The 22,905-nt window shown below is 65.3% G+C and carries 22 protein-coding genes and 1 pseudogene; 19 read left to right on the forward strand and 4 right to left on the reverse strand.

Annotated elements, in window-relative coordinates; translation table 11 throughout:
- Nucleotides 1-35: 35 nt before the first annotated feature.
- From ACFJGT_RS12005 to ACFJGT_RS12050, 10 genes are all read left to right on the forward strand, one after another.
- Nucleotides 36-1,352, forward strand: coding sequence for an NtaA/DmoA family FMN-dependent monooxygenase (locus ACFJGT_RS12005; protein WP_377848727.1), 1,317 nt, complete (start codon nucleotides 36-38; stop codon nucleotides 1,350-1,352).
- Between the two features lie 150 nt (nucleotides 1,353-1,502).
- Entirely contained in the window at nucleotides 1,503-1,955 is a 453-nt protein-coding gene (locus tag ACFJGT_RS12010) for an RrF2 family transcriptional regulator (RefSeq protein WP_377848728.1), read from the forward strand.
- 86 nt (nucleotides 1,956-2,041) lie between these two features.
- The gene (locus ACFJGT_RS12015; RefSeq protein ID WP_377848729.1) at nucleotides 2,042-2,584 is read left to right on the forward strand and encodes a flavin reductase family protein; all 543 of its coding nucleotides are present in this window, start codon (nucleotides 2,042-2,044) and stop codon (nucleotides 2,582-2,584) included.
- Between the two features lie 170 nt (nucleotides 2,585-2,754).
- Nucleotides 2,755-3,342, forward strand: a complete 588-nt coding sequence (locus tag ACFJGT_RS12020; RefSeq protein ID WP_377848730.1) for an RBBP9/YdeN family alpha/beta hydrolase — start codon at nucleotides 2,755-2,757, stop codon at nucleotides 3,340-3,342.
- A 199-nt stretch (nucleotides 3,343-3,541) separates the two neighbouring features.
- On the forward strand, nucleotides 3,542-4,873 hold the full coding sequence (locus tag ACFJGT_RS12025; RefSeq protein ID WP_377848731.1) for an LLM class flavin-dependent oxidoreductase: 1,332 nt from the start codon (nucleotides 3,542-3,544) through the stop codon (nucleotides 4,871-4,873).
- 519 nt (nucleotides 4,874-5,392) lie between these two features.
- Complete coding sequence (locus tag ACFJGT_RS12030) at nucleotides 5,393-7,066, forward strand: ABC transporter substrate-binding protein (protein WP_377848732.1); 1,674 nt, start codon at nucleotides 5,393-5,395, stop codon at nucleotides 7,064-7,066.
- A complete protein-coding gene (locus tag ACFJGT_RS12035; protein ID WP_377848733.1) occupies nucleotides 7,047-7,997 on the forward strand; it encodes an ABC transporter permease in 951 nt (316 codons plus the stop codon). The genes ACFJGT_RS12030 and ACFJGT_RS12035 overlap by 20 nt, the downstream gene beginning before the upstream one ends.
- Nucleotides 7,994-8,860, forward strand: a complete 867-nt coding sequence (locus ACFJGT_RS12040) for an ABC transporter permease (protein ID WP_377848734.1) — start codon at nucleotides 7,994-7,996, stop codon at nucleotides 8,858-8,860. The genes ACFJGT_RS12035 and ACFJGT_RS12040 overlap by 4 nt, the downstream gene beginning before the upstream one ends.
- Nucleotides 8,857-9,567 (forward strand): ATP-binding cassette domain-containing protein, encoded by a 711-nt coding sequence (locus tag ACFJGT_RS12045; RefSeq protein WP_377848735.1) that lies wholly within the window; start codon nucleotides 8,857-8,859, stop codon nucleotides 9,565-9,567. The genes ACFJGT_RS12040 and ACFJGT_RS12045 overlap by 4 nt, the downstream gene beginning before the upstream one ends.
- Nucleotides 9,485-10,543: an ATP-binding cassette domain-containing protein gene (locus ACFJGT_RS12050; RefSeq protein ID WP_377848736.1), complete on the forward strand. Its 1,059-nt coding sequence runs from the start codon at nucleotides 9,485-9,487 to the stop codon at nucleotides 10,541-10,543. The genes ACFJGT_RS12045 and ACFJGT_RS12050 overlap by 83 nt, the downstream gene beginning before the upstream one ends.
- A gap of 69 nt (nucleotides 10,544-10,612) precedes the next feature.
- Here ACFJGT_RS12050 and ACFJGT_RS12055 read toward each other — a convergent pair whose 3' ends face one another.
- Nucleotides 10,613-11,278, reverse strand: a complete 666-nt coding sequence (locus tag ACFJGT_RS12055) for a hypothetical protein (protein WP_377848737.1) — start codon at nucleotides 11,276-11,278, stop codon at nucleotides 10,613-10,615.
- A 150-nt stretch (nucleotides 11,279-11,428) separates the two neighbouring features.
- On the opposite strand from ACFJGT_RS12055, the gene ACFJGT_RS12060 reads away from it, so the two are divergent.
- The 7 genes and pseudogenes from ACFJGT_RS12060 (at nucleotide 11,429) to ACFJGT_RS12090 (ending at nucleotide 16,770) form a co-directional block, all read left to right on the forward strand.
- The gene (locus tag ACFJGT_RS12060; RefSeq protein ID WP_377848738.1) at nucleotides 11,429-12,460 is read left to right on the forward strand and encodes an ABC transporter substrate-binding protein; all 1,032 of its coding nucleotides are present in this window, start codon (nucleotides 11,429-11,431) and stop codon (nucleotides 12,458-12,460) included.
- Between the two features lie 42 nt (nucleotides 12,461-12,502).
- Nucleotides 12,503-13,366, forward strand: coding sequence for an ABC transporter ATP-binding protein (locus tag ACFJGT_RS12065; RefSeq protein WP_377848739.1), 864 nt, complete (start codon nucleotides 12,503-12,505; stop codon nucleotides 13,364-13,366).
- The gene (locus tag ACFJGT_RS12070; RefSeq protein WP_377848740.1) at nucleotides 13,363-14,232 is read left to right on the forward strand and encodes an ABC transporter permease; all 870 of its coding nucleotides are present in this window, start codon (nucleotides 13,363-13,365) and stop codon (nucleotides 14,230-14,232) included. Before ACFJGT_RS12065 ends, ACFJGT_RS12070 begins: the two co-directional genes overlap by 4 nt.
- A 17-nt stretch (nucleotides 14,233-14,249) precedes the next feature.
- Nucleotides 14,250-14,837: pseudogene (locus ACFJGT_RS12075) on the forward strand (nitroreductase family protein); the annotation flags it as partial.
- Nucleotides 14,838-14,913: 76 nt separating this feature from the next.
- Nucleotides 14,914-15,162, forward strand: a complete 249-nt coding sequence (locus tag ACFJGT_RS12080) for a hypothetical protein (protein ID WP_377849086.1) — start codon at nucleotides 14,914-14,916, stop codon at nucleotides 15,160-15,162.
- A gap of 34 nt (nucleotides 15,163-15,196) precedes the next feature.
- Nucleotides 15,197-16,192, forward strand: coding sequence for a RuBisCO large subunit C-terminal-like domain-containing protein (locus tag ACFJGT_RS12085; RefSeq protein ID WP_377848741.1), 996 nt, complete (start codon nucleotides 15,197-15,199; stop codon nucleotides 16,190-16,192).
- Nucleotides 16,193-16,302: 110 nt separating this feature from the next.
- Nucleotides 16,303-16,770 carry a cupin domain-containing protein gene (locus tag ACFJGT_RS12090; protein WP_377848742.1) on the forward strand — a complete coding sequence of 156 codons (468 nt, stop codon included), beginning with the start codon at nucleotides 16,303-16,305 and terminating at the stop codon, nucleotides 16,768-16,770.
- Between the two features lie 31 nt (nucleotides 16,771-16,801).
- Here the strand turns inward: ACFJGT_RS12090 and solA are convergent, their stop codons facing one another.
- From solA to groES, 3 genes are all read right to left on the reverse strand, one after another.
- The gene (solA, locus tag ACFJGT_RS12095) at nucleotides 16,802-17,965 is read right to left on the reverse strand and encodes an N-methyl-L-tryptophan oxidase (RefSeq protein ID WP_377848743.1); all 1,164 of its coding nucleotides are present in this window, start codon (nucleotides 17,963-17,965) and stop codon (nucleotides 16,802-16,804) included.
- A 142-nt stretch (nucleotides 17,966-18,107) separates the two neighbouring features.
- A complete protein-coding gene (gene groL / locus ACFJGT_RS12100) occupies nucleotides 18,108-19,739 on the reverse strand; it encodes a chaperonin GroEL (protein WP_377848744.1) in 1,632 nt (543 codons plus the stop codon).
- 31 nt (nucleotides 19,740-19,770) lie between these two features.
- On the reverse strand, nucleotides 19,771-20,058 hold the full coding sequence (groES, locus tag ACFJGT_RS12105) for a co-chaperone GroES (RefSeq protein WP_377848745.1): 288 nt from the start codon (nucleotides 20,056-20,058) through the stop codon (nucleotides 19,771-19,773).
- A 538-nt stretch (nucleotides 20,059-20,596) separates the two neighbouring features.
- Between groES and ACFJGT_RS12110 the strand changes: the two genes are divergently transcribed.
- A complete protein-coding gene (locus ACFJGT_RS12110) occupies nucleotides 20,597-21,532 on the forward strand; it encodes a sulfurtransferase (protein WP_377848746.1) in 936 nt (311 codons plus the stop codon).
- 72 nt (nucleotides 21,533-21,604) lie between these two features.
- Nucleotides 21,605-22,807, forward strand: coding sequence for a YeeE/YedE family protein (locus ACFJGT_RS12115; protein ID WP_377848747.1), 1,203 nt, complete (start codon nucleotides 21,605-21,607; stop codon nucleotides 22,805-22,807).
- Nucleotides 22,808-22,905: the final 98 nt, after the last annotated feature.

Raw genomic sequence — 22,905 nt, forward strand, 5'->3', positions numbered from 1 at the left:
CTCAGTCGATAAACGATCAGGATAAGGACGCTCATATGTCGTCGCCCACCCGCCGCCGCCTCAAGACCCTGATGGGCGCTTCCAACGTGATCGCGGCTTCCAACGATGCCGATCCGGCCACCGGCGCGAAGCGCGCTGCGGAATTCGCCCGCAGGGCCGAGGCCGAGAAGATCACCGGGCTCTTCACCGCCGATCTGCTGCAGATCGATCCGGCCGGCCTCGCCGGTACGGCCGGGGTGCAGGACCCGCTAATCGCGCTCGCCGCGCTGAGCCAGGTCACCTCACATATCGGCCTCGTCGCGACAGTCTCGACGACCTTCTATCACCCTTACAATCTGGCGCGCCTGATCGGCACGCTGGACCATGCCAGCGGCGGCCGCGCCGCCTGGAACGCGGTCACCTCCTCGGTCGGCGAGGAGAATTTCGGGGTAGGCCTGCTCAGCCCCGAGGAGCGCTATGCCCGCGCTGCCGAATTCATCGAGGTCGTGAACGCGCTGTACGATGCGAACGAGAGCGACGCTGTCACCCGCAAGGCTTCCGGCGGGCTTGCCCTGGATCCGGCAAAATTCCATCGCATCGACTATCGCGGCCGGCACTTCACCGTTCAGGGACCGCTCAACGTGCCGCCGCTGCCGCAGGGCCGCCCCGTGCAGTTCCAGGCCGGCCAGTCTGAAGCGGGCATCAATGTCGGCGCGCGCTATGCCGAAGTGGTCTACACCTCTCAGCCGAAGCTGGAGGGCGCGATCGCCTTCGTGACCGAGCTGCGGCGCCGCGCCAAAGGCTTCGGGCGCGGCGACAACCTGCCCTTCGTGATGAACTCGTTTCATTCCGTGATCGGGGAATCCGATGCGGATGTCGCTCGTCGACTGAAGGAAAAGCACGAGCGCATCGATTACGAGCTCGGTCGCCTCAAGCTCGCCGACATGCTGGGCGGCGACATCGATCTCTCGGATCTGCCGCTCGACAAGCCCCTGCCCGATAGCCTGCTGCCCGAGGTCACCAGCACCAACCGTCGCCGCGGGCGCGTCGAGATCTTCAGTCGCTATGCCAAGCAGGGCCTGACGCTCCGCGAGTTGATCATCGAGGCGCAGGAGACCGGGCACTGGTCCGTCGCGGGCACGCCGGAACAATTGGTTGATGCGATCGAGGAGCGCTTCCGTGCCGGGGTGCTGGATGTACTGACGCTTCACGGGCTCGGTAATCCCGATCAGGAAGACCTTCTCCTGAACGGGCTCCTGCCGGAGCTGCGCCGGCGAGGGCTGATCGATACAGACTATGTCGGAGACGATTTCCGCTCGAATCTTGAGCTGCCTCCCCTGACGCCGGCTGTCTCGCTGGCCCAGAGCGCCTGAGTTCTGCGACGGGAGCGGCTCACCAGCCGCTCCCGTCGCTCCGGTGACGAGATTGCTTTTCTCCGTACATCGCCTCGGAGAGAACGTTCGCATTGAAATCATGCTAAAACTTGATAGGAAAACTGTACATTCAACGCATGGGTGAATCCGGTGCTGACCAACAAGGGCAAATACGGCCTTAAGGCGATTGTTCATCTCGCCCGGCTCGAAGCCGGTGAGACAGCGCAGGTCGCGGACGTGGCGCAGCGGAACAACATTCCGAAGAAATTCCTCGATGCCATCCTGCTCGATCTGCGCAATGCCGGCATGTTGCGCAGCAAGAAGGGGCCGGGCGGCGGCTACGCCCTGGCCAAACCAGCCCGTTCGATCAAGGTCGGCGCCGTGATCCGAGCCCTGGAAGGCCCGATCGCGCCGATCGCCTGCGCCAGCCGCTCCGCCTTTCGGGCCTGCGAAGATTGCGGCGACATCGACACCTGCCCCGTGCGCTCGGTGATGAGCGACGTGCGCGACGCCATCGCTGGGATCGTCGACAACACGACGGTGGCGGATCTTGTCCAGCGCTCGATAGCCCGCGTACCTGTTCATGCGGATTACGCAATCTAATTATCTACTAATTATATAGACAATAGGATTCCCGCCGCCTAAAACGCACCGGCGGCGTTCGGAGCCGCATCAGGATGCGGTCACGAATGAATCAGCAGTCTTCCCTTGTTGGCGTGCGCGACATTCACGCCGACGCGTTCAAGGCGGTGATGCGAAACGTCGCGGGTGCCGTAAGCGTCATCACCGCGACCCATGAACAGCGCCGAGCAGGCCTGACCGCGACCTCGCTGACGGCGCTTTCCGCGGATCCACCCACCGTCATCGTATGCGTCAACCGGAATGCCTCGGCGTGGCCGACGATCGAGGCTGCCGGCCACTTCGCGATCAACGTCCTCGCCGCCCGGCACCAGAGCATCGCGGATCGCTTCGCCGGGCGTGGCGGCTTCAAGGGCGAAGCAAGGTTCGATGAGGGCGACTGGGGGCGCCTGACGACCGGTGCACCGACGCTTGATGGCGCCCTTGCCGTGCTCGATTGCGAGACCGAAGAGGCCATCGAGCGTCACTCGCACACGATCCTCATCGGCCGCATCAAGGCGATCCGGCACGCGCAGGACGAAGGCGCCCTGCTCTACTGGCGCGGCGTATACGGCAAGCTGGACGAGAGCCTGCAATACGGCGCCGGCATCTAGATCGACCGTTCCGGCAATCGCGCGACATTTAAATCGGGCGAGATAACCGTCCCCGAACGGGCCACAAGTCAGCCAACCGTCCTCTAAAACAGTCCATATTTGCCAATCCGTTTCATTGACCGAACGCATTGGCCGGGCCGATGATCGACGCAGCACGAGGGAGCTGCATCATGTCCGTCCTCATCGTTCCCGGCCTGCACGATTCCGAGCCCGCTCATTGGCAGAGCCGGTGGGCCGCCGATATCGACCAGGCCGAACGCATCCACCAGGAGAACTGGCACCAGCCGGATCTCGAAGCATGGCTCGACGCGCTCCATCGGCATGTGCTGCGACGCCCCGGAGCGGTGCTCGTCGGGCACAGTCTCGGCGCGACGCTCATCGCGCATCTGGCGGCCCGCTTTCCGGATTTGCCGATCGGGGGCGCCCTGCTGGTGGCGCCGGCCGATCCCGAGCTGAGAATCTCGAAAGTTCACGGCATCGCCTCGTTCGGTCCGTTGCCGGACGTGCCCTTCCATTTCCCCGCGATCGTCGTCGCCAGCCGCACCGACCCGTGCATGGCGATCGAGCGCGCGCGTATCATCGCGAACATGTGGGATGCAGCCTTCGTCGACCTCGGCGATGCCGGGCACATCAACGTCGCCAGCGGCCATGGCGGCTGGGCCGAAGGACTGCGCTTGCTCGACCAGCTCCTCTGGCGGCGGAACGCCGGGCAGGAGCACAGGGGTGTCCAGGCGAGACCCGTATCCCGCCTGCATTGATGCGGCGCTCAAGGCCGCGCCAAATCCAGCTCTGCCCTGAGCAGCGGCTTTCTCCCGGACGAAGGCTTCAAAGATAATTCTGCTTCCAGCGGCACCCGTTTGACACGGATTATCGTTTTCTGGGCGCCGGCCATGGCACGCGACCCTGCCCTTCCCTAGCTGAGCAAGACCTCCCCAAGACTTGCCAGCAGGTCACTCCATGTCATCGCCCCGTCAGCTCCACCTCGGAGCCTTCATGCGCCCGGTTAGCATCCACACCGGCGCCTGGCGCTATCCCGGCGCCTATCCCGACGCCAATTTCAACTTCGCCCATCTGAAGCGCTTCGCGCAGAAGCTGGAAGCCGGCAAGTTCGACGCATTCTTCATGGCCGACCATCTCGCCGTGCTGAACATGCCAGTCGAGGCCCTGAAGCGCAGCCATACGGTCACATCGTTCGAGCCGTTCACGCTTCTCTCCGCCCTGGCCGGTGCGACCAAGCGCATCGGCCTCGTCGCCACCGCTTCGACCACCTTCGATGCGCCCTATCATGTCGCCCGGCGCTTCGCTTCGCTGGACCATATCAGCGGTGGCCGCGCCGGCTGGAATATCGTCACCACCTCGAATCCAGATGCCGCTCTCAATTTCGGCCTCACGGAACACAAGGAGCATGGCGAGCGCTACGACCGGGCCCGCGAATTCTATGATGTCGTCACAGGCCTGTGGGATTCCTTCGCCGAAGACGCCTTCCCTCGCGACCGCGACAGCGGCCTCTATTTCGACCCCGACAAGATGCATGTGCTTGACCACAAGGGCGAGCATCTTTCGGTCCGCGGTCCTCTCAACATTGCGCGGCCGGTGCAGGGCTGGCCCGTCATCGTCCAGGCAGGCGCATCCGAAGCCGGACGTCAGCTCGCAGCAGAGACTGCGGAAGCCGTCTTCGCCGCCCATCGCACGCTCGCCGAGGGGCAGGCCTTCTATGCCGATATCAAGGGGCGGATGGCGAAGCTCGGACGCGACCCCGATCATCTCAAGATTTTGCCCGGCGTGCTCGTCGTGGTCGGCGACAGCGTCGAGGAAGCTCGCAAGAAACGGGCATTGCTCGATTCCTTCGTGCATTACGACAGCGCCATCGCCTCGCTGTCGATCGCGCTGGGCCATGATGCTTCGGGTTTCGATCCGGACGGGCCCCTGCCCGAAATCCCCGACACCAACGCCAGCAAGAGCGGGCGCGAGCGCACCATCGCGCTGGCACGAGACGAGAACCTCACGGTGCGCCAGCTCGCCCAGCGCCTCGGCGGCTATGGCGGGCTCGCCTTCGTCGGCACGCCCGCGACCATTGCCGACGCCATGGAGCAATGGCTGGTGGAACGCGGGAGCGACGGCTTCAACGTGATGTTCCCCTACTTGCCGGAAGGCCTCGACGATTTCGTCGACAAGGTCGTGCCGGAGCTGCAGCGGCGCGGACTGTTCCGGACGGAGTATGCCGGCACCACGCTGCGCGACCATCTCGGCCTGCCGCGCCCGGAGAACCGCTTCTTCGCCCGCCGGTAACGGCTTGAACACACAGCATCGAGCCTTCGCTGCGCGACTCTCCGCACCGCCCGAAACACAGCCGGGCGATCGCGGAGATCGAACCATCCTTTCACGGCGCCCTTGGAAGCGAATCCTTGCCCGCAATCGAATGTATTTGAAAAGACATTCGATTGACCGAGAGCCGACACCGAACAATGATTACTACCATCGTTACGGGTCAAACCATGACGATCGCGGGATTTGTTGGAGCAGCTTGCACCGCGTCACCAATGCTAAAAGCACCACGCGCATTGCCGTGGGCTCCTTTGCTTGAAGGAAGACCCATGATCATCCCATTCAATTTCATCGTCCACGCGCTGCTGCGCCTGTCGGCGTTCCTGCACTGGACGCGTACTGGCGAGCCCCGCCGCCGCACCGACAGGTAGCGCGACGCCGTCACGCGCCCCAACCGAGAATCGATCTCCGAAACGTCGAAGGCTTCAGCTCGCGGCCATCGCTGGCCCGCGCCGGTGCCTCATTGTCTCCGAAAGCATTTCCATGAATCCGTCAGATCATACTGTCCCTCACCGCACCTTGCAGCCTCGCCATCCAGGAACCGCCAAGGCGCCGCATCTTCATCGGCGCGCAGCGATTGCAGCCATCGCCCTTCTCGCCGCCGGATCCGCTGTTCTCGCCGCCGAAAACCAGTCCGGGAGCAAGCCGGTCGCCGGAGGCACGCTGACCTTCGGCCTGGCAAGCGACACCGCAATCATCGACCCTTCCATCACCGGCAGTTCGATCACGGCGCTGATCACCCGCAACCTTGTCGACTCCCTTGTCGGCCAGGCCGAGGACAATCGTTTCACGCCTTGGCTCGCCGAACGCTGGGAGGTGAATGCCGACAACACGGTCTACACCTTCCACCTGCGCCGCGGCGTGACCTTCAGCGACGGCACGCCGCTCGATGCCGCCGCGGTCAAGTTCAACTTCGACCGGATTCTCGATCCCAAGACGACATCGAGCTATTCCAAGTCCCTGCTCGGTCCGGTTGCGGAGATCGCGGCGCCAGACGCCGCGACGGTCGTGATCTCCTACAAGCAATCCTTCGCGCCTCTGCTGCAGGGCCTGAGCCTGCCTTATCTCGGCATCCAGTCCCCGGCCTATCTGCGCGAGGCCAAGAGCACGACCAACACCGTCGTCGGCTCCGGACCCTTCGTGCTCGAAAGCTTCACCAAGGGCAGCGGCAGCCGGTTGACCAAGCGCGCCGACTACAACTGGGGACCGGGCTATGCCGCCCATCAGGGGCCAGCCCATCTCGACGCGATCGTGTTCCGTTACCTGCCGGAATCCTCGGTTCGCCTCGGTGCGCTCAGCAGCGGGCAGGTGCAGGCCATCGACGAGGTGCCGCCGGCCAATTTCCGCTCCGTCCAGGCCGATAGCCGCCTTCAGGTGGTGACGCGGGAGAATCCCGGCGTGAATCGCACGCTCCTCCTGAACACGAGCAAGGGTCCCTTCGCCGACAGCCGCGTCCGTCAGGCCTTCCAGAGCGCGATCGATGCACCCAATGCGGTCAAGGCCGCCTATTTCGGCAGCCTCAAGGCGGCCGACAACATCTTCGGCCCCTCGACGCTCTATTACGACCCGAAGATCGCGAGCGGCTGGGGATTCGATCCTCAGAAGGCCGCGAAGCTGCTCGACGAAGCCGGCTGGAACGCGAAGGATGGCGAAGGCATCCGCTCGAAAGGCGGCGAACGCCTCAGTGTCCGCTTCGTCTACGATGCCGCAGCGTGGGGCGCATCGGATCTGACCGTCGCTCAGGCGGTCCAGTTCTCCGTCAAGAAGGCGGGTTTCGATCTGCAGCTCGACCCCGTCGATGCCGGCGGCTATACCGCCCGCACGGCCGCGAACGACTACGACCTCACCTCGCTCTACTACGTGCGCGCGGAGCCGGACATCCTGCGGACCGTCTTCCATTCGGCCTATATCCCGCCGAACGGCGCCAACAATGCGCGGGTGAAGAGCCTCGATGACATCCTGACCAAAGCGATCGGCGCCTCCGGCGACGAGCGGCAGCGCCTTTACGGCCAGGCCCAGGCCGAGATCATCGGCCAGGCCTATGCCGTGCCGCTCTATGTCGTCGCCTATCAGCTCGGCGCCTCGAAGAAGCTGCAAGGCGTTAGCTGGGCGACGAACGCAAAGCCGAATCTCTACGATGCCTGGCTGGCTCGGTAGTGCCTGGTCCGTGACGCTGCGGCGTCTCGGGGTGATCGCGGCCGTGCTCTGGGGCGCGGCCACGATCACCTTCGTCGCGGTCAAGGCGATCCCGGGCGATCCTGTCGCGGTGCTCACCGGCGGCGAGAACATCGTCGACGCGGCCGAGCGCGAGGCGCTCGTCCGGCAATTCGGCCTCGACCGGCCCCTCCCCGTGCAATACCTGCGTTATATCGGCCAGGCGCTGCTCGGCGATTTCGGTGACAGCTACCAGTACCGGCAGCCGGTCCTCGAGGTCATCGGCGAGGCGGCCGGGCCGACGCTCCAGCTCGCTGGCACGGCGATGGCGCTGGCTCTTGGCCTCGCCTTCGTCAGCGCGCTGGCTACGGCCGGGCGGCGCAAGGGATTGCGAACCGTCCTCGCCGGGCTGGAGCTCGCCGTGCTGAGCACGCCGGTCTACTGGGTCGGCCTCCTGCTGCTGACGGTCTTCAGCTTCTATCTCGGCTGGTTTCCCATCATCGGCGGCGAGGGCATCCAAGCACTCATCCTGCCAGCCATCGCGCTGTGTCTCCCGCTCGCCGCCCTGCTGGCGCAGGTTCTGCGCGACGGGCTGGAAGAAGCCTTGTTGCAGCCCTTCGCCCTGACAGTGCGGACACGCGGCGTTAGCGAGACGCAACTGCGCTTGCGCCATGCTTTACGCCATGCCGCGCTCGCGGTCTCGACATTGACCGGCACGCTCTTCGCCGGCGTCCTGGCAGGATCGATCCTGACGGAGACAGTGTTCGGGAGGGCCGGCATCGGCCAGATCACCCTGCAGGCCATCAAGACCCGCGACATGCCCCTGCTGCTGGGTCTCGTGATGCTGTCCGCCCTCGTCTCGGTACTGATCAACCTCGCCGTCGATGCGCTCTATCTGCTGATCGATCCGCGGCTGCGGAGGGCTGCGCGATGAGCCAGGCCCTCGACATCATCGCGCGCGTCCGCAACGGTAACCGAGCCGGGAATCCGTGGCGCGCGCCGGGGCTCGTCATCCCGCTCGCCTTCGTGCTGCTTCTCCTCGCCGCGGCCACCGTCCCGCAATGGTTCACCGCGCTAGCGCCCGACGCAGTCGATACCGATGCGATCCTGCTGCCGCCCGGCCCCGCGCATTGGTTCGGAACCGACCAGCTCGGCCGCGACGTCTTTACGCGCGTCGTCTACGGAACCTCGCAATCCCTCGGCATCGGCATCGGCGCGACGCTGATCGGCTGTGCCGGCGGCGTAGTGCTGGGCACGGCGGCGGGGCTGGCCCCGCCCGCCCTGCAGCGCCTGCTCGTGCGGCTGATCGACATCCTGCTCGCCTTTCCGGAAATCCTGCTCGCCCTGCTGATCATCGCCGTGCTCGGCCGGGGGCCGACGAACACGCTGCTGGCCGTCGGGCTATCCAGCATCGCGGGCTATGCCCGGCTGGTGCGCTCGCAGGTGCTGCGGGTCTGGCAATCCGGCTATGTCGAGCATGCCGTCTCGCTTGGCGAGTCCACGCCGGCGATCATCGCCCGCCATGTCGTGCCGAATGCGGTACGGCCACTCGTCGTACTGGCCACGATCGGCGTCGGCAATGCCGTGCTTTCGGCCTCGGCCCTGAGCTTCATCGGGCTCGGCGTGGTGCCGCCCGCCGCCGAATGGGGCGCCCTTCTGGCCGACGGGCGCAACTTCCTGGATACCGCGCCCTGGATCAGCTTTTTGCCCGCGACCGTCGTTGCGGTCTCGGTCATCGCGATCACGATCCTCGGGCGGCGCCTACAGCTCCTGCTCTCACATGGAAGCGTGCCATGAACGTCCAGTTCGTAGGGCGGCAGGACCTGACGCTGGCCGTGCCGCCAGTCCCCCGTCACACCATCCTCGAAGTCGAGGATCTGCACATCGCGTTTCTGAGCCGGCTCGGACCGCGGGAGGTCGTACGCGGCATCTCCTTCGCCATCGGCGCTGGCGAGATTCTCGCGATCGTCGGCGAATCCGGATCGGGAAAATCGGTCACCGCCCGTGCGCTCGTCGGGCTGGCGGGGCCTGGATCGCAGGTGCATGCCAAAGCGCTGCGCCTCTCGGGCCATGACGGTGAGCCGCGCTCCTTGACCGGCCTCTCGGAACGGCAATGGTCGAATATCCGGGGCCGGGAGATCGGTTTCGTGTTGCAGGACGCTCTGGTCTCGCTCGATCCCTTGCGCACGATCGGCCGGGAAGTCGGCGAACCCCTCCTCACCCACGGACTGGTTCCGCGCGCGGTGATCGGCAAGGAGGTCGAAACCCTGCTCGCCCGCGTCGGGATACCAGATCCAGCAGTTCGGGCGGCGCAATATCCTCATGAACTGTCGGGCGGGTTGCGACAGCGGGCGCTCATCGCCTCGGCACTGGCCGCGCGGCCACGCCTGCTCATCGCCGACGAGCCGACCACGGCGCTTGATGTCACAGTCCAGCAGCGAAATTCTCGGCGTCTTCCAGGCGCTGGCCCAGGCCGGGCACAGCATCCTGCTGATCACACATGACCTGGCCGTCGCCGCCCAACTCGCCGACCGAATCGCCGTCATGCAGAACGGCGAACTGGTCGAGACCGGCCCGGCGCGGGCGGTCCTGCGGAACCCGCGTCACGAATATACGCAGCGCCTTCTGTCGGCCGTGCCGAGCGCGGCGACACGCAGGCGCTGGCTTTCGACGCAAGGGACCCGGCCCGCGAAGCCCTTGCAGCCCGAGCGGGCGGAACCGATCCTGGCGCTGCGCGACATCGCGGTGCGTTTCACCCGCCCGGATCGCATTGTCACCCACGCCGCGAACGGCGTCTCGCTCTGCGTCCATCCAGGAGAGACCCTCGGCGTCGTCGGGGAATCGGGCTCCGGCAAGACCACGATCGGCAAGGTCGCGCTCGCGCTGCGAAAGCCTGATGCCGGCGAGGTGCTCTTCCGCGGCCGCGCGTGGAGCCAAATCTCGGAACGCGAGCGTCGGCCCCTGCGCCGGCACATTCAGACGATCGTTCAGGACCCGCTGAACTCCTTCGATCCGCGCTATGCGGTCCGGCGGATCATCGAGCAGCCACTTCGTCTTCACACCGCTCTCGGCAAGGGCGATCGGGAAGCGCGCGTGCAGGAGTTGATCCAGCTCGTCAATCTGCCGCCGGATGTCCTCGACCGACGGCCGACCGCCTTGTCGGGCGGCCAGAGGCAACGCGTCTCGATCGCGCAGGCGCTCGCTACCGAGCCCGATCTCCTGATCTGCGATGAACCCGTCTCCGCACTCGACGTCACCACGCAAGCACAGGTGCTCGACCTGCTGATCGCGCTCCAGCATCGCCTCGGGCTGGCGATGCTCTTCATCTCGCACGACCTCGGCGTGATCCGGCACATGAGCGACCGCATCGCCGTGATGAAGGATGGCGTGATCGTCGAGACAGGTCCGGCCGAAGACGTGTTCGACGCTCCGAAACACGACTATACGCGCCGGCTGCTCGCAGCGGTGCCGAGGCTTTAGCGAATTCTCTGTTGTCGGCCTGAAACGCCTCAAGCCGTCTCGGCGGTCCCCGGCGACGGGAGGCCGGCGTCAGTGGATCGGCAAGGGGAATACCCTCAACGCCAGAAACTCCCGGATCGCGGCGATCATCTCGCCTCCGCTCGTCCCATGCGCAAAGCCAAGACCGGCATGCCCGACCGGATCCAACTCGCCCACTTCGCCAAGCAGGGCGAGGATGGGGCAGCGGAGCTTCGGCGTAGCATCGTCGATGGAGAACTTGGATAGCGGTTCGGGTGCCCAAGAGGGACCTCGGATGGTGATCAGGCCAAGACAGGCGGGTCCGGCCCAGGCGGCTGCCTCGGCCGCAATCGCTGCTCCCTCGCCGTGACCACATGCGATGAAGCTCTCGAAACCGGGATAGACGGCGATCTGCCTTGCCGCACGCCTCTCCCAGTTCTGGGACCGTGACAGCGCGCCTGGGAGACCGGTACGCCCGATGGCCGACCAATCGAGAGCCACGACCACCTGCCCCGTCGCATGCGACAGGAGTGAGGGGAAATCCCCCCACGACCCGATGCTGTTCGGCAGACCGCTGAACAGAACGATCGGTCTGGAGCCATACCCGCTCCCGCCCCACATCCTCAGGGGAATCTGCCCATGCGGGGTTGTGAGCGCACAATCCCGCTCCCGTCCGCCCGGCATCATCTTGGCTTGAATTCGGTTGCTGCCGCCCATCGCGGACGGATGATAATTCATCCACGAAGATTTATGATCTTTTCTCAAACGTCAAACCGGAATATTTGCCTACATACTTCACATTATTCAAAATGCTGTTTGATTGACCCCAGTATATCGACACCACAGACTCGCGCCTTTCAATGAAGCCCGTATCTCGAAGGTGTGGTGATGGCGAATTCTCCAATCCGTTGGACGCGCAGGCAGGCCGCGGCTGCGCTTGGCGGGCTTGCGATCTCGATCGGCGCGCTGGGGACCGCTCATGCGGCCGAAGGCCAGTTGCGCATCGCCAAGCAGTTCGGCGTCGTCTATCTGTTGCTCGACGTCGCCGCGGAGCAAAAGCTCATCGAGAAGCACGGCAAGGCGGCCGGCGTCGATATCAAGGTCGAATTCGTCCAGCTTTCCGGCGGCGCCGCGGTAAATGATGCTCTGCTCTCGGGCAGCATCGAGATCGCGGGGGCCGGCGTCGGCCCGTTGTTCACGCTGTGGGACCGCACGAAGGGCAAGCAGAACGTCAAGGGCGTCGCTTCGCTCGGCAACTTTCCCTACTATCTCGTCACCAACAACCCGAACGTGAAGACGATCGCGGATTTCACGGAGAAGGACCGCATCGCCCTGCCGGCGGTCGGTGTGTCCGTTCAGTCGCGCATCCTGCAATGGGCCTCGGCCAAGCTGTGGGGCGACAAGGAATTCGCCAAGCTCGACAAGATCAGCGTCGCGCTGCCGCATCCGGAGGCCGCCGCCGCGATCATCAAGGGCGGCACCGAGATTACCGGGCATTTCGGCAATCCGCCGTTCCAGGAGCAGGAACTGGCTGAAAACCCGAATGCCCGCATCGTCCTCAATTCCTATGACGTGCAGGGCGGGCCAGCCTCGTCGACGGTGCTCTACGCCACAGAGAAGTTCTACGCGGAGGCGCCCAGGACCTACCGCGCCTTCCTCGACGCGCTGGACGAGGCAGCGAAGTTCGTCACCGCCAACCCAGAGGCGGCGGCCGATATCTATCTCAAGGCCAATGGCGGCAAGGGCAACCGCAAGCTCGTGCTGGAGATCATCAAGAGCCCGCAGGTCACCTTCAAGGTCGAGCCGCAGAACACGCTCGGGCTCGGCCAATTCCTGCATCGCGTGGGCGCGATCAAGAACGAGCCCAAGGCGCTCTCCGATTACTTCTTCGCCGATCCGCGGATCGCGGCAGGCAGCTGACCTTCGATGGACATCGCGGCACAGGATCAGCGGCAGCCGGCTGTGTCCCAGCCTTCGGTTTTCGAGGCCACGCGGGAGCGCGCCTCCTCGGCGCTCCCCGCGCCGCTACCGCCTCCCCTGCTCCGCGTCGCCGATGTCAGCCTTGAATACCGCAGCGACGACAGGATCGTTCGCGCGACGCATCAGGTCGGCTTCGATGTCCACGACGCAGACCGCTTCGTGCTGCTGGGGCCTTCCGGCTGCGGAAAATCCACCCTGCTCAAGGCCATCGCCGGCTTCATTGCGCCCGTCGAAGGCGATATTTCCCTCGCGGGTGCCCCGATCCGCGGCCCCGGGCCTGATCGCATCGTCGTCTTCCAGGAGTTCGACCAGCTGCCTCCGTGGAAGACGGTGTTGCAGAACGTCGCCTTCCCGCTGATCGCCTCGCGCAGCCTGTCTCGCCGCGAAGCGGCCGAGCGGGCGCATCACTATGTCGAGAAGGTCGGCCTCGCGAAATTCGCCAGCAGCTATCCGCACGAATTGTCCGGCGGCATGAAGCAGCGCGTCGCGATCGCGCGCGCTTTGGCCACGCAGCCGCGCATCCTGCTGATGGACGAGCCCTTCGCCGCCCTGGACGCCCTGACGCGGCGCAAGATGCAGGAGGAGCTGCTCGGGCTCTGGGAGGAGGCGCGATTCACCCTGCTCTTTGTCACGCACTCGATCGAGGAGGCGCTGATCCTCGGCAATCGCATCGCCGTACTTTCGCCTCATCCCGGTCGCCTGCGGGCCGAGTTCAACAGCCATGAATTCGACCTGAGCAGCATCGGCAGCGCGTCGTTTCAGCAAGCGGTCCAGCGGCTCCATGCCCGGCTCTTCGAAGGCGAGCCTGCACCGGACGCCAGCGCCCACACTCCCTCCCGGTCATGAAGCTTTCCGCACCTCCGATCCGGCCGGAGTTCGACCAGCCGCTTCCACCCTTCGTCGCCATCGCGGCCGAGCGTCCGCGACCCTGGTCGGAGCGGCTCGCGAGCCAGGGCTGGCTGCGGAAGATCCTGATCCTGCTCGTGCTGGGGGCGCTGTGGGAGGCGGCCGCGCGCTGGCAGGATAACGACCTGCTGCTGCCGAGCTTCATCGCCACGCTGCGGGCGCTGGTGGAGGGGCTGGCCAGCGGCGAACTCCTCGAACGGGCAAGGCTGTCGCTGATCGTGCTGGCCCAGGGCTATGCGGCGGGCGTCGTGCTCGCCTTCGTGCTGACGACGCTCGCGGTCTCGACCCAGCTCGGCCGCGACCTGCTTTCGACCCTGACGGCCATGTTCAATCCGCTGCCGGCGATCGCACTGCTGCCACTCGCCCTTCTCTGGTTCGGGCTGGGGCCAGGCAGCCTGGTGTTCGTGCTGATCCATTCGGTGTTGTGGCCGCTCGCGCTTAACACCTTCGCCGGCTTCCAGGGCGTGCCGGAGGCGCTGCGCATGGCAGGGCGCAATTACGGCCTGACAGGGTTGCGTTACGTCTTCGGCATTCTCGTCCCTGCCGCGCTGCCGGCGATCCTGTCGGGGCTCAAGATCGGCTGGGCCTTCGCCTGGCGTACCCTCATCGCGGCCGAACTGGTCTTCGGCGCATCCTCCGGCCGCGGCGGCCTGGGCTGGTACATCTTCCAGAACCGCAACGAACTCTACACCGACAAGGTTTTCGCCGGCCTGCTGCTGGTCATCCTGATCGGCCTCGTCGTCGAGAACCTGATCTTCGCCACGATCGAGCGTGTCACTGTCAGGCGCTGGGGCATGGCGCGCTGATGGTGCTCTCATTGCTGATGACCTGTCCCCTTTTCGACGGAGCCAACACCGTGCCGAACGCACTCAAGCAATCCGAAGCCCCAGCATCGGCGCTTTCAGAAGTCGCCGCAACGGATAGTCCAGCCGCCTTGATAAAGGCGCGGTACCGCACAGACTCCCTACGAGAACCGGAACATTGGAACGCGGTGCTCGGTCAGATCCTGGCGCATCGTTCGGTCCGCAGCTACAAACCCAATCCGCTGCCGGAAGGCACGCTGGAGACACTTGTCGCAGCAGCCCAATCGGCCGCAACCTCGTCCAATCTCCAGACCTGGAGCGTCATCGCCGTCGCGGATCCCGCCCGCAAGGCGCGGCTCGCGGAGGTGACCAACAATCAGAAGCACGTCCTGGAAGCACCACTCCTGCTGGTCTGGCTGGCGGATCTCGATCGCCTCGGGCGCCTGGGTGCGGAAAAGGCCCATGCGGTCGACGCGCTCGACTATCTGGAGACGCTGTTCGTCGGGATCATAGACGCTGCGCTTGCCGCTCAGAACGCCGTCCTCGCCGCGGAAAGCCTCGGGCTCGGCACCGTCTATATCGGCGCGCTCCGAAATGATCCCGAACGGGTCGCAGCGGAGCTGAAACTGCCGCCCAAGGTCTTGCCCGTATTCGGGCTCTGCGTCGGCGTTCCCGCCCCCCGAAGTGATCACCGGCATCAAGCCTCGCCTGCCGCAGGAACTCGTCCTCCACCGGGAACACTACGCGGCCGATGCGGTGCAAGGGGCGGCAGAGCGCTACGATGCCGCCATCCAGGATTTCCAGGGCGAGCAGAATATTCCGCGAGTCCCGTGGTCGCGGCAGGCACTGGCACGGGTTGCCGGGCCGCAATCGCTTAGCGGCCGGGACAGGATACAGGCAGCGCTGGCCAAACTCGGCTTCCTGCTAAAGTAATCCTTCCGACGCCTCTCACGAACGCGAGTGGATGATGAGCTGGATCGACGTCACCTATCATCTGCGCGGGAAGGCTACGGACGCCGCTTCCCGGGCTCGTGCGATCGCCGTGGAGCAGAGCATCGAGATGCCGCCCGAGGCTGTCGACGATGATGCAATCCTGTCGGACATTGTCGGCCGCGTCATCGGTATTGAGGCCTTGGAGCCCGAGCTGCATGCCGTTCGCGTCCAGCTCGCGGCAACAACCGTCGGCGCGGATGCCGGGCAGCTCCTCAACATGCTGTTCGGCAACTCGTCTCTGCATGACGACCTGACGCTTGTGGATGCCGAGCTGCCGGATTCTCTGCAGCGGGAACTCGGCAGCGGGCCTCATGCCGGACTGCGGGGGCTGCGTGCGCGGGTGAACGCCGGGGCACGGGCCCTGACAGCCTCTGCGCTGAAGCCGCAGGGTTTGCCGCCGCCCGAGCTGGCCAAGCGCGCTTACGCCTTCGCGCTGGGCGGCATCGATTATGTGAAGGACGACCACGGCCTGGCGCAGCAGAGCTTCAGCCCCTTCCATCAACGCGTCACCGCCTGTGCCGCCGCTATCCGCCGGGCCACCGCCTCGACCGGCCATCCGACGCGCTATGTGCCGAGCCTGTCCGGCAGTCTCGACGCAGTCCGCGATCAATTACGAATCATCCGCGAGGAAGGGCTCGATACAGCGATGGTCGCACCGGCCATTCTCGGGCTGTCGAATGTCCAGCAACTCGTCCGCGACCACAGCGACATCGCCTTCCTGGCGCATCCGAGCCTGGCGGGTGCCGCGCGCATCGCCCCGGCCTTTGCTAGCGAAGCTTTGGCGGCTGATCGGCCTGGACGCCATCATCTTCCCGAACCACGGCGGCCGCTTCGGCTATTCGCCGGAAGCCTGCCGGCAGATCGCGGCGGCGGCGCTGGCGCCTTCCGGAGATCTCACAGCCGCCCTACCGGTGCCCGCCGGAGGCCTGAGCCTCGCCCGCGTACCGGAAGTCCTCGACTTCTACGGTGACGAGGTCATGCTGCTGATCGGCGGCAACCTCCTAGCCGAGCGCGAGCGCCTGACCGAGGCGACGGCCGCCTTCGTCGCTCAGGTCCACCATCACGCCGGAGCGGACGTCCATGCCTGAGCAGACCTCGACCGAAGCCGCTGCACTGCGTCGTCGGCAGGACGAATTTGGCTGGGACGGCGTCGATCGTCTCGCCTACAAGCAGGACGCTGCGGCGCCTTTCCGCAACGTCTCCCGGCAGACGCTGTTCTCCCGCCCGGACCTTGCCGGCGAGCTGCGCTATTTCGAAATCGCCGCCGGAGGGCATACGACGCTGGAACGCCATAACCATGTGCATGGCGTCATGGTCCTGCGCGGACGCGGCCGCTGCCTGGTAGGAACGCAGGTGGACGAGATCGGCGAGCTGGACCTCATCACGATACCTGGCTGGACCTGGCATCAGTTTCGCGCGGCGGCCGATGCGCCGCTCGGCTTTCTCTGCCTCGTCGATTCCGTACGCGACAGGCCCGTCCTGCCCGCGCCGGAGGATATCGCCTCCTTACGCGCGCATCCGGAGGTGGCCGCGTTTCTCGATGGCTAAGGCTCCATCGCCCGAGGCGGCTTCCTGCGCGTCATTGCCAGCCGCCAGCAAAGCGTCCGAGACGGAAGGGTGACAGGTCGATCCGGCTCGTGCCATCCAGGACTATCTGGCTGACGGCCTCGCCGATCGCTGCCGAATGCTTGAAGCCGTGCCCGGAACAGGGCGAGACAACGAGAACGCGCTCGCTTTCGGGCCATTGGTCAATGACGAAGCCGCCGTCGGGCGAAACTGTGTAGAGACACGTCGCCCGGCGCGAAACGTCGGGTCGCAGCCCGTGCAGCCGCCCCTCGACTGCGCTGGTGTAGAATTCCCGCGACTCCGCTTCGTTGCTGGAGCGGTCGAAGCTGTCCGGATCGACGAAGCGATTCTTCTCGCCATGGGCGACCTTCACGACACCGTCGATGGCCGGGAAGCCATAGAAGCCCTGCCGCGCGCCCGTCGCCCAGATGAAGACGGGGGCATCGCTCCAGGCGGGCGTTGCAGCAGCATCCAGGCCGTACCAGTGCAGGATTTCGCGCGTGGGGCGCAGCAGGCTCTCGAAGCTCGGACCGAGCAGCTTGCCGGCCCAGGCTCCCGCGCTCACGACGAGGCGGCCGGCACGGATCGTGTCGTGGTTGGTCCGCAGCTCGACATGATCGCCATGCGGCACGATCTCCCGGACGTGGGTGTCGAGCGCTAGGGTCGCTCCTGCCGCGACGGCGAGGCGCAGTTGCGCGGCGACGCAATTCTCCGGCCGCAGATAGCCGCCTTCCGGCTCGACATAGACACGGTCGTCATCGGCCAGGTTCAGCCAGGGATAGCGCCGCCCCGCTTCTGCCGCGTCGATGACGTCGTGACGGATAGCCTCGTCTCGCGCGATGGCGGAGACGCGCGTGACGTAATCGATCGCTCCATTGCTTTGCTCGCCGCCCGAGACCGCCAGAAACCCGACCTGCCCGAAGAGGCTCGCACCTGTGCGCGCCTCAAGCTCCCTCCAGATCTCATGGGAGCGCCGTACCAACGGAGCCAATGGCTTGCCTTCCGCCACTGCCAGCCGCGTGATCCGCGTTTCGCCGTGGCTCGACCCCTGCCGATGTGGCGGGCTGAATCGGTCGATTCCAAGCACGTCGGCGCCGCGGGCCGCCAACTGGAACAGGGTCGCGGAGCCCATCGCACCGAGACCGAGAACCGCGACATCAACCGATTTCCGCGCCATGCAGCATCCGCTTTAGCTTGCCGCCCGCGAGGCATTCGCGGCGGATTGAGACTTCGAAGAAGACCGTCGTAACGCCGAAGGAAGCGCGCGGCAGAAGCCGCGCGCCTACCGTTTTAGGGACGATCGACGTGCCGGAACGCTCTCAGAAGTCGAGACCGCCCCCCGTCGGCAGCGCCGGTGCGGCCGCCTTTTCCTTCGGCGCTTCGGTGATCAGCGCCTCGGTCGTGACGAGCAGGCCTGCGACCGACGCGGCATCCTGCAGGGCCGTCCGCACGACCTTGACCGGATCGACGATCCCGGCCTGGATCAGGTCGACATATTGCTCGGTCTGCGCGTTGTAGCCGAAGGTCGCGGATTTCGCTTCCAGCAGCTTGCCGACGACGACGGCGCCCTCGACACCGGCATTCTCCACGATCTGGCGGAGCGGCGCCTCCAGCGCCTTCAGCACGATCTGGATGCCGGCGCTGACGTCGTCGTTGTCGCTCTTCAGCTTCGCGACGGCCGCCTTCGCGCGCAACAGTGCGACACCGCCACCAGGCACGATGCCTTCGGCGATAGCCGCTCGGGTCGCGTTGAGCGCATCGTCGACGCGATCCTTCTTCTCCTTCACGTCGATCTCGGTCGCACCGCCGACGCGGATCACAGCTACGCCGCCGGCCAGCTTGGCCAGCCGCTCCTGCAGTTTCTCGCGGTCGTAGTCCGAGCTCGTTTCCTCGATCTGCGCTTTGATCTGCGCGACACGCGCCTCGATCGCCTTCTTCTTCCCGGCGCCGTCGACGACCGTGGTGTTCTCCTTATCGATCCGAACCTTCTTGGCGCGGCCGAGCTGGGCCAGCGTCACGCTTTCCAGCTTGATGCCGAGATCTTCCGAGATGGTCTCGCCGGCCGTGAGGATCGCAATGTCTTCCAGCAGCGCCTTGCGACGATCGCCGAAGCCGGGCGCCTTCACCGCCGCGACCTTGAGGCCGCCACGGAGCTTGTTGACCACGAGCGTGGCCAGCGCCTCGCCCTCGATGTCCTCGGCGATGATGAGCAGCGGCTTGCCGGTCTGCACGACGGCCTCAAGGATCGGCAGCAGCGACTGCAGCGAGGAGAGCTTCTTTTCATGGATGAGGATGTAGGGGTCCTCGAACTCGACGAGGAGCTTCTCGGCGTTCGTCACGAAATAAGGCGAGAGATAGCCACGGTCGAACTGCAGGCCCTCGACGACGTCGAGCTCGGTCTCCAGGCTCTTGGCCTCCTCGACCGTGATCACGCCTTCCTTGCCGACACGCTGCACCGCTTCGGAGATGATCGCCCCGATGGAGGCGTCACCATTCGCCGAAATCGTGCCGACCTGCGCGATCTCGTCGGTTTTTGCGACCCTGGTCGCGCGCTTTTCCAGGTCTTTGACCGCCTCGGCGACCGCAAGGTCGATGCCGCGCTTCAAGTCCTGCGGATTGAAGCCGGCGGCGACCGCCTTCGAACCCTCGCGGACGATTGACTGGGCGAGCACGGTGGCCGTCGTGGTACCGTCGCCGGCAAGATCGTTCGTCTTGGAGGCAACTTCTCGCAGGAGCTGGGCGCCCAGATTCTCGAATCTGTCAGCCAGCTCAATTTCCTTGGCGACACTGACGCCGTCCTTGGTGATGCGGGGGGCACCGAACGACTTCTCGATCACGACGTTGCGGCCCTTCGGACCGAGCGTGACCTTCACCGCATAGGCGAGGATATCGACGCCGCGCAGCAGGCGATCACGCGCATCCGCGGAAAATTTCACATCTTTGGCAGCCATGCCACTCTCCTTCGAAACGAGTTGCGCAGCGTCAGCCGATGACGCCGAGAATGTCGGATTCCTTGGCGATCAGGAGGTCCTGGCCATCGATCTTGACCTCGGTACCGGACCACTTGCCGAACAGGACGCGGTCGCCCTTCTTGACGTCGAGCGGGATGAGCTTGCCGCTTTCATCGCGGGCGCCGGCGCCCACGGCGACGACCTCGCCCTCCTGAGGTTTTTCCTTGGCGGTATCGGGAATGATGATACCGCCCTTCGTCGTTTCCTCGCCGTCCAGACGGCGGATCACGACGCGGTCGTGAAGCGGGCGAAATGCCATTGAAATCTCCTGGGACCTGAAGTGGCTTGGCACTCCTCATCCGGGAGTGCCAATGGCCCAGCTTTGGAGTCAGATCGCCGGGCGTCAATATTAGTATATTATTTAGTAGATTATTTGCGCATCCGGCTGGAGGTCGAAAAGTCTGACAAGCCGCACGGCTGGGCAGAGAATTTCATTCCGACGAGGCCGCCAAGCCGGCGACGAGAGCAACAAAATCCGCCCAACGACATCTTGTATCAACCTAGTGGGCGATGCAGTGCGTTAGCCGCCTCGCCAGAATAGCGCCCGAGCCGACGGCTCCATGTGTTCGGCGACGGCTTTCAAGGCGTAGCCGCACCATCGCCTTCCATCATCATAAGAGGCCGCCTCCGGCCAAGCCCCTCAACGTGCGCAGGGATCGCAGAGCGCGTTGTTTTCTTAAACCAAGGTCGTACGACTTTTCCTTCCCCAGCGGGGCTGAAGAAAAAAATCTCATTCGGCTTCCCCCGGCCACCTGTGGCGAAATCATGGCAAAGCTTTCAATCAAGGAGATCGCGCCATGTTCGCATTGTCCCTACTGCGCAAGAGCGCCCTCTCACTGGCAGCGACGCTGCTGGTCGGTGGTGCCGCGCTCGCCAACTCCGGTCCGCTCGTCACAACCGACTGGCTGGAGAAGAACCTGAGCGATCCCAAAGTGCGGATCGTCGAGGTCAGCGTCGAGCCCGGCCTTTATGAGCGTGGCCATATCCCCGGTGCGCAGAACGTCGTCTGGCACACCGATCTCGCCGATACGGTCGAGCGGGACATCGCCAAGCCGGAGAAGTTCCAGGCACTCGCCCGCAAGCTCGGCCTCGACAAGGACGTCACCATCGTCCTCTACGGCGACAGCAATAACTGGTTTGCCGCCTGGGGCGCCTGGGTCTTCGATATCTACGGCCTGCGTGACAATGTGAAGCTGCTCGATGGCGGCCGCAAGAAATGGGAGCTGGAGAAGCGCCCGGTCTCGACCAACCCGCTGGCGATCAAAGCTTCCGCCTTCTCCGTCGCCGAGCCCAACCGCAAGCTGCGCGCCCGCCTGGCCGACGTCGTCGCGACCGTCGAGAAGAAGTCGGACGCGCGCGTCCTCGACATCCGCTCGGCCGACGAGTTCTCTGGCAAGATCATCGCACCGGCCGGCTTCCAGGAACTCGCGCTGCGCGCCGGCCATATCCCCGGTTCCGTCAACGTGCCCTGGGCGCAGGCGGTCAACCAGGCAGATGGCACGCTCAAATCGCCGGAGGAGCTGAAGAAGCTCTACGCCAATGTCGGTATCGACGGCTCCAAGCCGGTGATCACGACCTGCCGTATCGGCGAGCGCTCCAGCCACACCTGGTTCATCCTGTCGCGCGTGCTCGGCTATCAGGTCGCGAATTATGACGGCTCCTGGACCGAGTACGGCAATACCGTCGGCCTGCCGATCAGCAACCCTGCCGGCACGGTCTGGGGCGGCAAGTAAGCCAGCCTTGCGCCGATGAGCATCTCCGACGAAAGCGGCGCGCTGGATTACCAGCGCGCTCGGGAAACAGCCATGGCGGCTCCGGCCGCCGTGGCCGAACGCGCTTCCGGCCTGTCCTGGGGGGTCTTGACGGCACTCGGCCTTGCCGCCCTCCTCGCGCTGGCGATCGTCGGCATCGGCCGCCATGGCGACCCGGCGCCGCAGCTGCAATTATCGCTGATCCTCGGCGCCGCCTTCGGCTTCGTGATCCAGCGCTCGCGCTTCTGCTTCCTCTGCATCTGGCGCGACTGGCTGGACCGGCGCGATCCGCGCGGCCTGCTCGGCATCGTCACGGCGCTCGCGGTGGGCATCGCCGGCTATACGCTGATCTTCGGCGTCTGGCTGCCGGACCCGTCGGGCACGCGCCTGCCGCCGACCGCCCATATCGGGCCGGTGAGCCTCGCGCTCGTGCTTGCCGGCCTCGCCTTCGGGGCCGGGATGGCGCTTTCCGGCTCCTGTCTCAGCGCCCATCTCTATCGCCTCGGCGAGGGCTCACCGACCGCGCCTTTCGCCCTGATCGGCGCAGTGGCCGGGTTCGTGCTGGGCTTCCAGAGCTGGAACGCGCTCTACCTCTGGACGATCGCGGACGCGCCAGTCCTCTGGCTGCCTCGCCATCTCGGGTACGGCGGTGCGCTGATCGCATCCCTCGTCGTTCTGGCCACGCTGGCGGTTTTCCTCCTGCGGAAGGGAATTCTTCCCCTGCAGCCGGCACCGGCGCTCGATCCCTTCGCAAGCATCTTCCGGCAGCGCTGGCCGGCGTGGCTGGGTGGGCTGTTAGTCGGACTAATCGGGGTTGCTGCCTATCTGCGCCTGTCTCCTCTCGGGGTGACCGCCGAGATCGGCTCGCGCTCGCGCCAGCTTGCCGCCGCCTTCGAGCTTCTACCCTCGCGCCTCGAAGGCCTCGACAGCTTCCGCGGTTGCGCCACCATCATCCGCGACGCCCTGCTGACTTCGAACGGCTTGTTTATCACCGGCCTCGTCGCAGCCGCATTGATCGCGGCACTGGCGGCTGGTGAATTCAAGCCAAGCTGGCCGACCGCCGGTCAAGTGTTGCGCGGCCTTAGTGGCGGTATCCTGCTCGGCTGGGGCACCATCATCGGACTTGGCTGCACAGTGGGCACGCTGCTCTCGGGTGTTTCTGCAGGAGCGATCTCCGGCTGGTTGTTTGGAATCGCTCTGATCGTGGGCACCACGGTTGTTCTTCGGCTGGGGCGGCTATTCGGCTTACGCCTATGATCGCCGCGTTGCTGTAGGAACGCTACATCCCAAGCCTCGTCGAGACTGCGGGATAGCTCGATCTAGAAGCATCCCAAACTATGCGAAATGGCGCTGTC

It is taken from the genome of Allobosea sp. UC22_33 (assembly GCF_042700715.1).
Lineage (GTDB): Bacteria > Pseudomonadota > Alphaproteobacteria > Rhizobiales > Beijerinckiaceae > Allobosea.

Excerpts from the sequence above, each read along its gene's own strand:
- ACFJGT_RS12005 (WP_377848727.1), top strand. The coding sequence starts at position 36 with ATGTCGTCGCCCACCCGCCGCCGCCTCAAGACCCTGATGGGCGCTTCC.
- ACFJGT_RS12015 (WP_377848729.1), top strand. The coding sequence starts at position 2,042 with ATGAATCAGCAGTCTTCCCTTGTTGGCGTGCGCGACATTCACGCCGAC.
- ACFJGT_RS12020 (WP_377848730.1), top strand. The coding sequence starts at position 2,755 with ATGTCCGTCCTCATCGTTCCCGGCCTGCACGATTCCGAGCCCGCTCAT.
- ACFJGT_RS12025 (WP_377848731.1), top strand. The coding sequence starts at position 3,542 with ATGTCATCGCCCCGTCAGCTCCACCTCGGAGCCTTCATGCGCCCGGTT.
- ACFJGT_RS12030 (WP_377848732.1), top strand. The coding sequence starts at position 5,393 with ATGAATCCGTCAGATCATACTGTCCCTCACCGCACCTTGCAGCCTCGC.
- ACFJGT_RS12035 (WP_377848733.1), top strand. The coding sequence starts at position 7,047 with ATGCCTGGCTGGCTCGGTAGTGCCTGGTCCGTGACGCTGCGGCGTCTC.
- ACFJGT_RS12040 (WP_377848734.1), top strand. The coding sequence starts at position 7,994 with ATGAGCCAGGCCCTCGACATCATCGCGCGCGTCCGCAACGGTAACCGA.
- ACFJGT_RS12045 (WP_377848735.1), top strand. The coding sequence starts at position 8,857 with ATGAACGTCCAGTTCGTAGGGCGGCAGGACCTGACGCTGGCCGTGCCG.
- ACFJGT_RS12050 (WP_377848736.1), top strand. The coding sequence starts at position 9,485 with ATGTCACAGTCCAGCAGCGAAATTCTCGGCGTCTTCCAGGCGCTGGCC.
- ACFJGT_RS12055 (WP_377848737.1), bottom strand. The coding sequence starts at position 11,278 with ATGAATTATCATCCGTCCGCGATGGGCGGCAGCAACCGAATTCAAGCC.
- ACFJGT_RS12060 (WP_377848738.1), top strand. The coding sequence starts at position 11,429 with ATGGCGAATTCTCCAATCCGTTGGACGCGCAGGCAGGCCGCGGCTGCG.
- ACFJGT_RS12070 (WP_377848740.1), top strand. The coding sequence starts at position 13,363 with ATGAAGCTTTCCGCACCTCCGATCCGGCCGGAGTTCGACCAGCCGCTT.
- ACFJGT_RS12085 (WP_377848741.1), top strand. The coding sequence starts at position 15,197 with ATGAGCTGGATCGACGTCACCTATCATCTGCGCGGGAAGGCTACGGAC.
- ACFJGT_RS12090 (WP_377848742.1), top strand. The coding sequence starts at position 16,303 with ATGCCTGAGCAGACCTCGACCGAAGCCGCTGCACTGCGTCGTCGGCAG.
- solA (WP_377848743.1), bottom strand. The coding sequence starts at position 17,965 with ATGGCGCGGAAATCGGTTGATGTCGCGGTTCTCGGTCTCGGTGCGATG.
- groL (WP_377848744.1), bottom strand. The coding sequence starts at position 19,739 with ATGGCTGCCAAAGATGTGAAATTTTCCGCGGATGCGCGTGATCGCCTG.
- groES (WP_377848745.1), bottom strand. The coding sequence starts at position 20,058 with ATGGCATTTCGCCCGCTTCACGACCGCGTCGTGATCCGCCGTCTGGAC.
- ACFJGT_RS12110 (WP_377848746.1), top strand. The coding sequence starts at position 20,597 with ATGTTCGCATTGTCCCTACTGCGCAAGAGCGCCCTCTCACTGGCAGCG.
- ACFJGT_RS12115 (WP_377848747.1), top strand. The coding sequence starts at position 21,605 with ATGGCGGCTCCGGCCGCCGTGGCCGAACGCGCTTCCGGCCTGTCCTGG.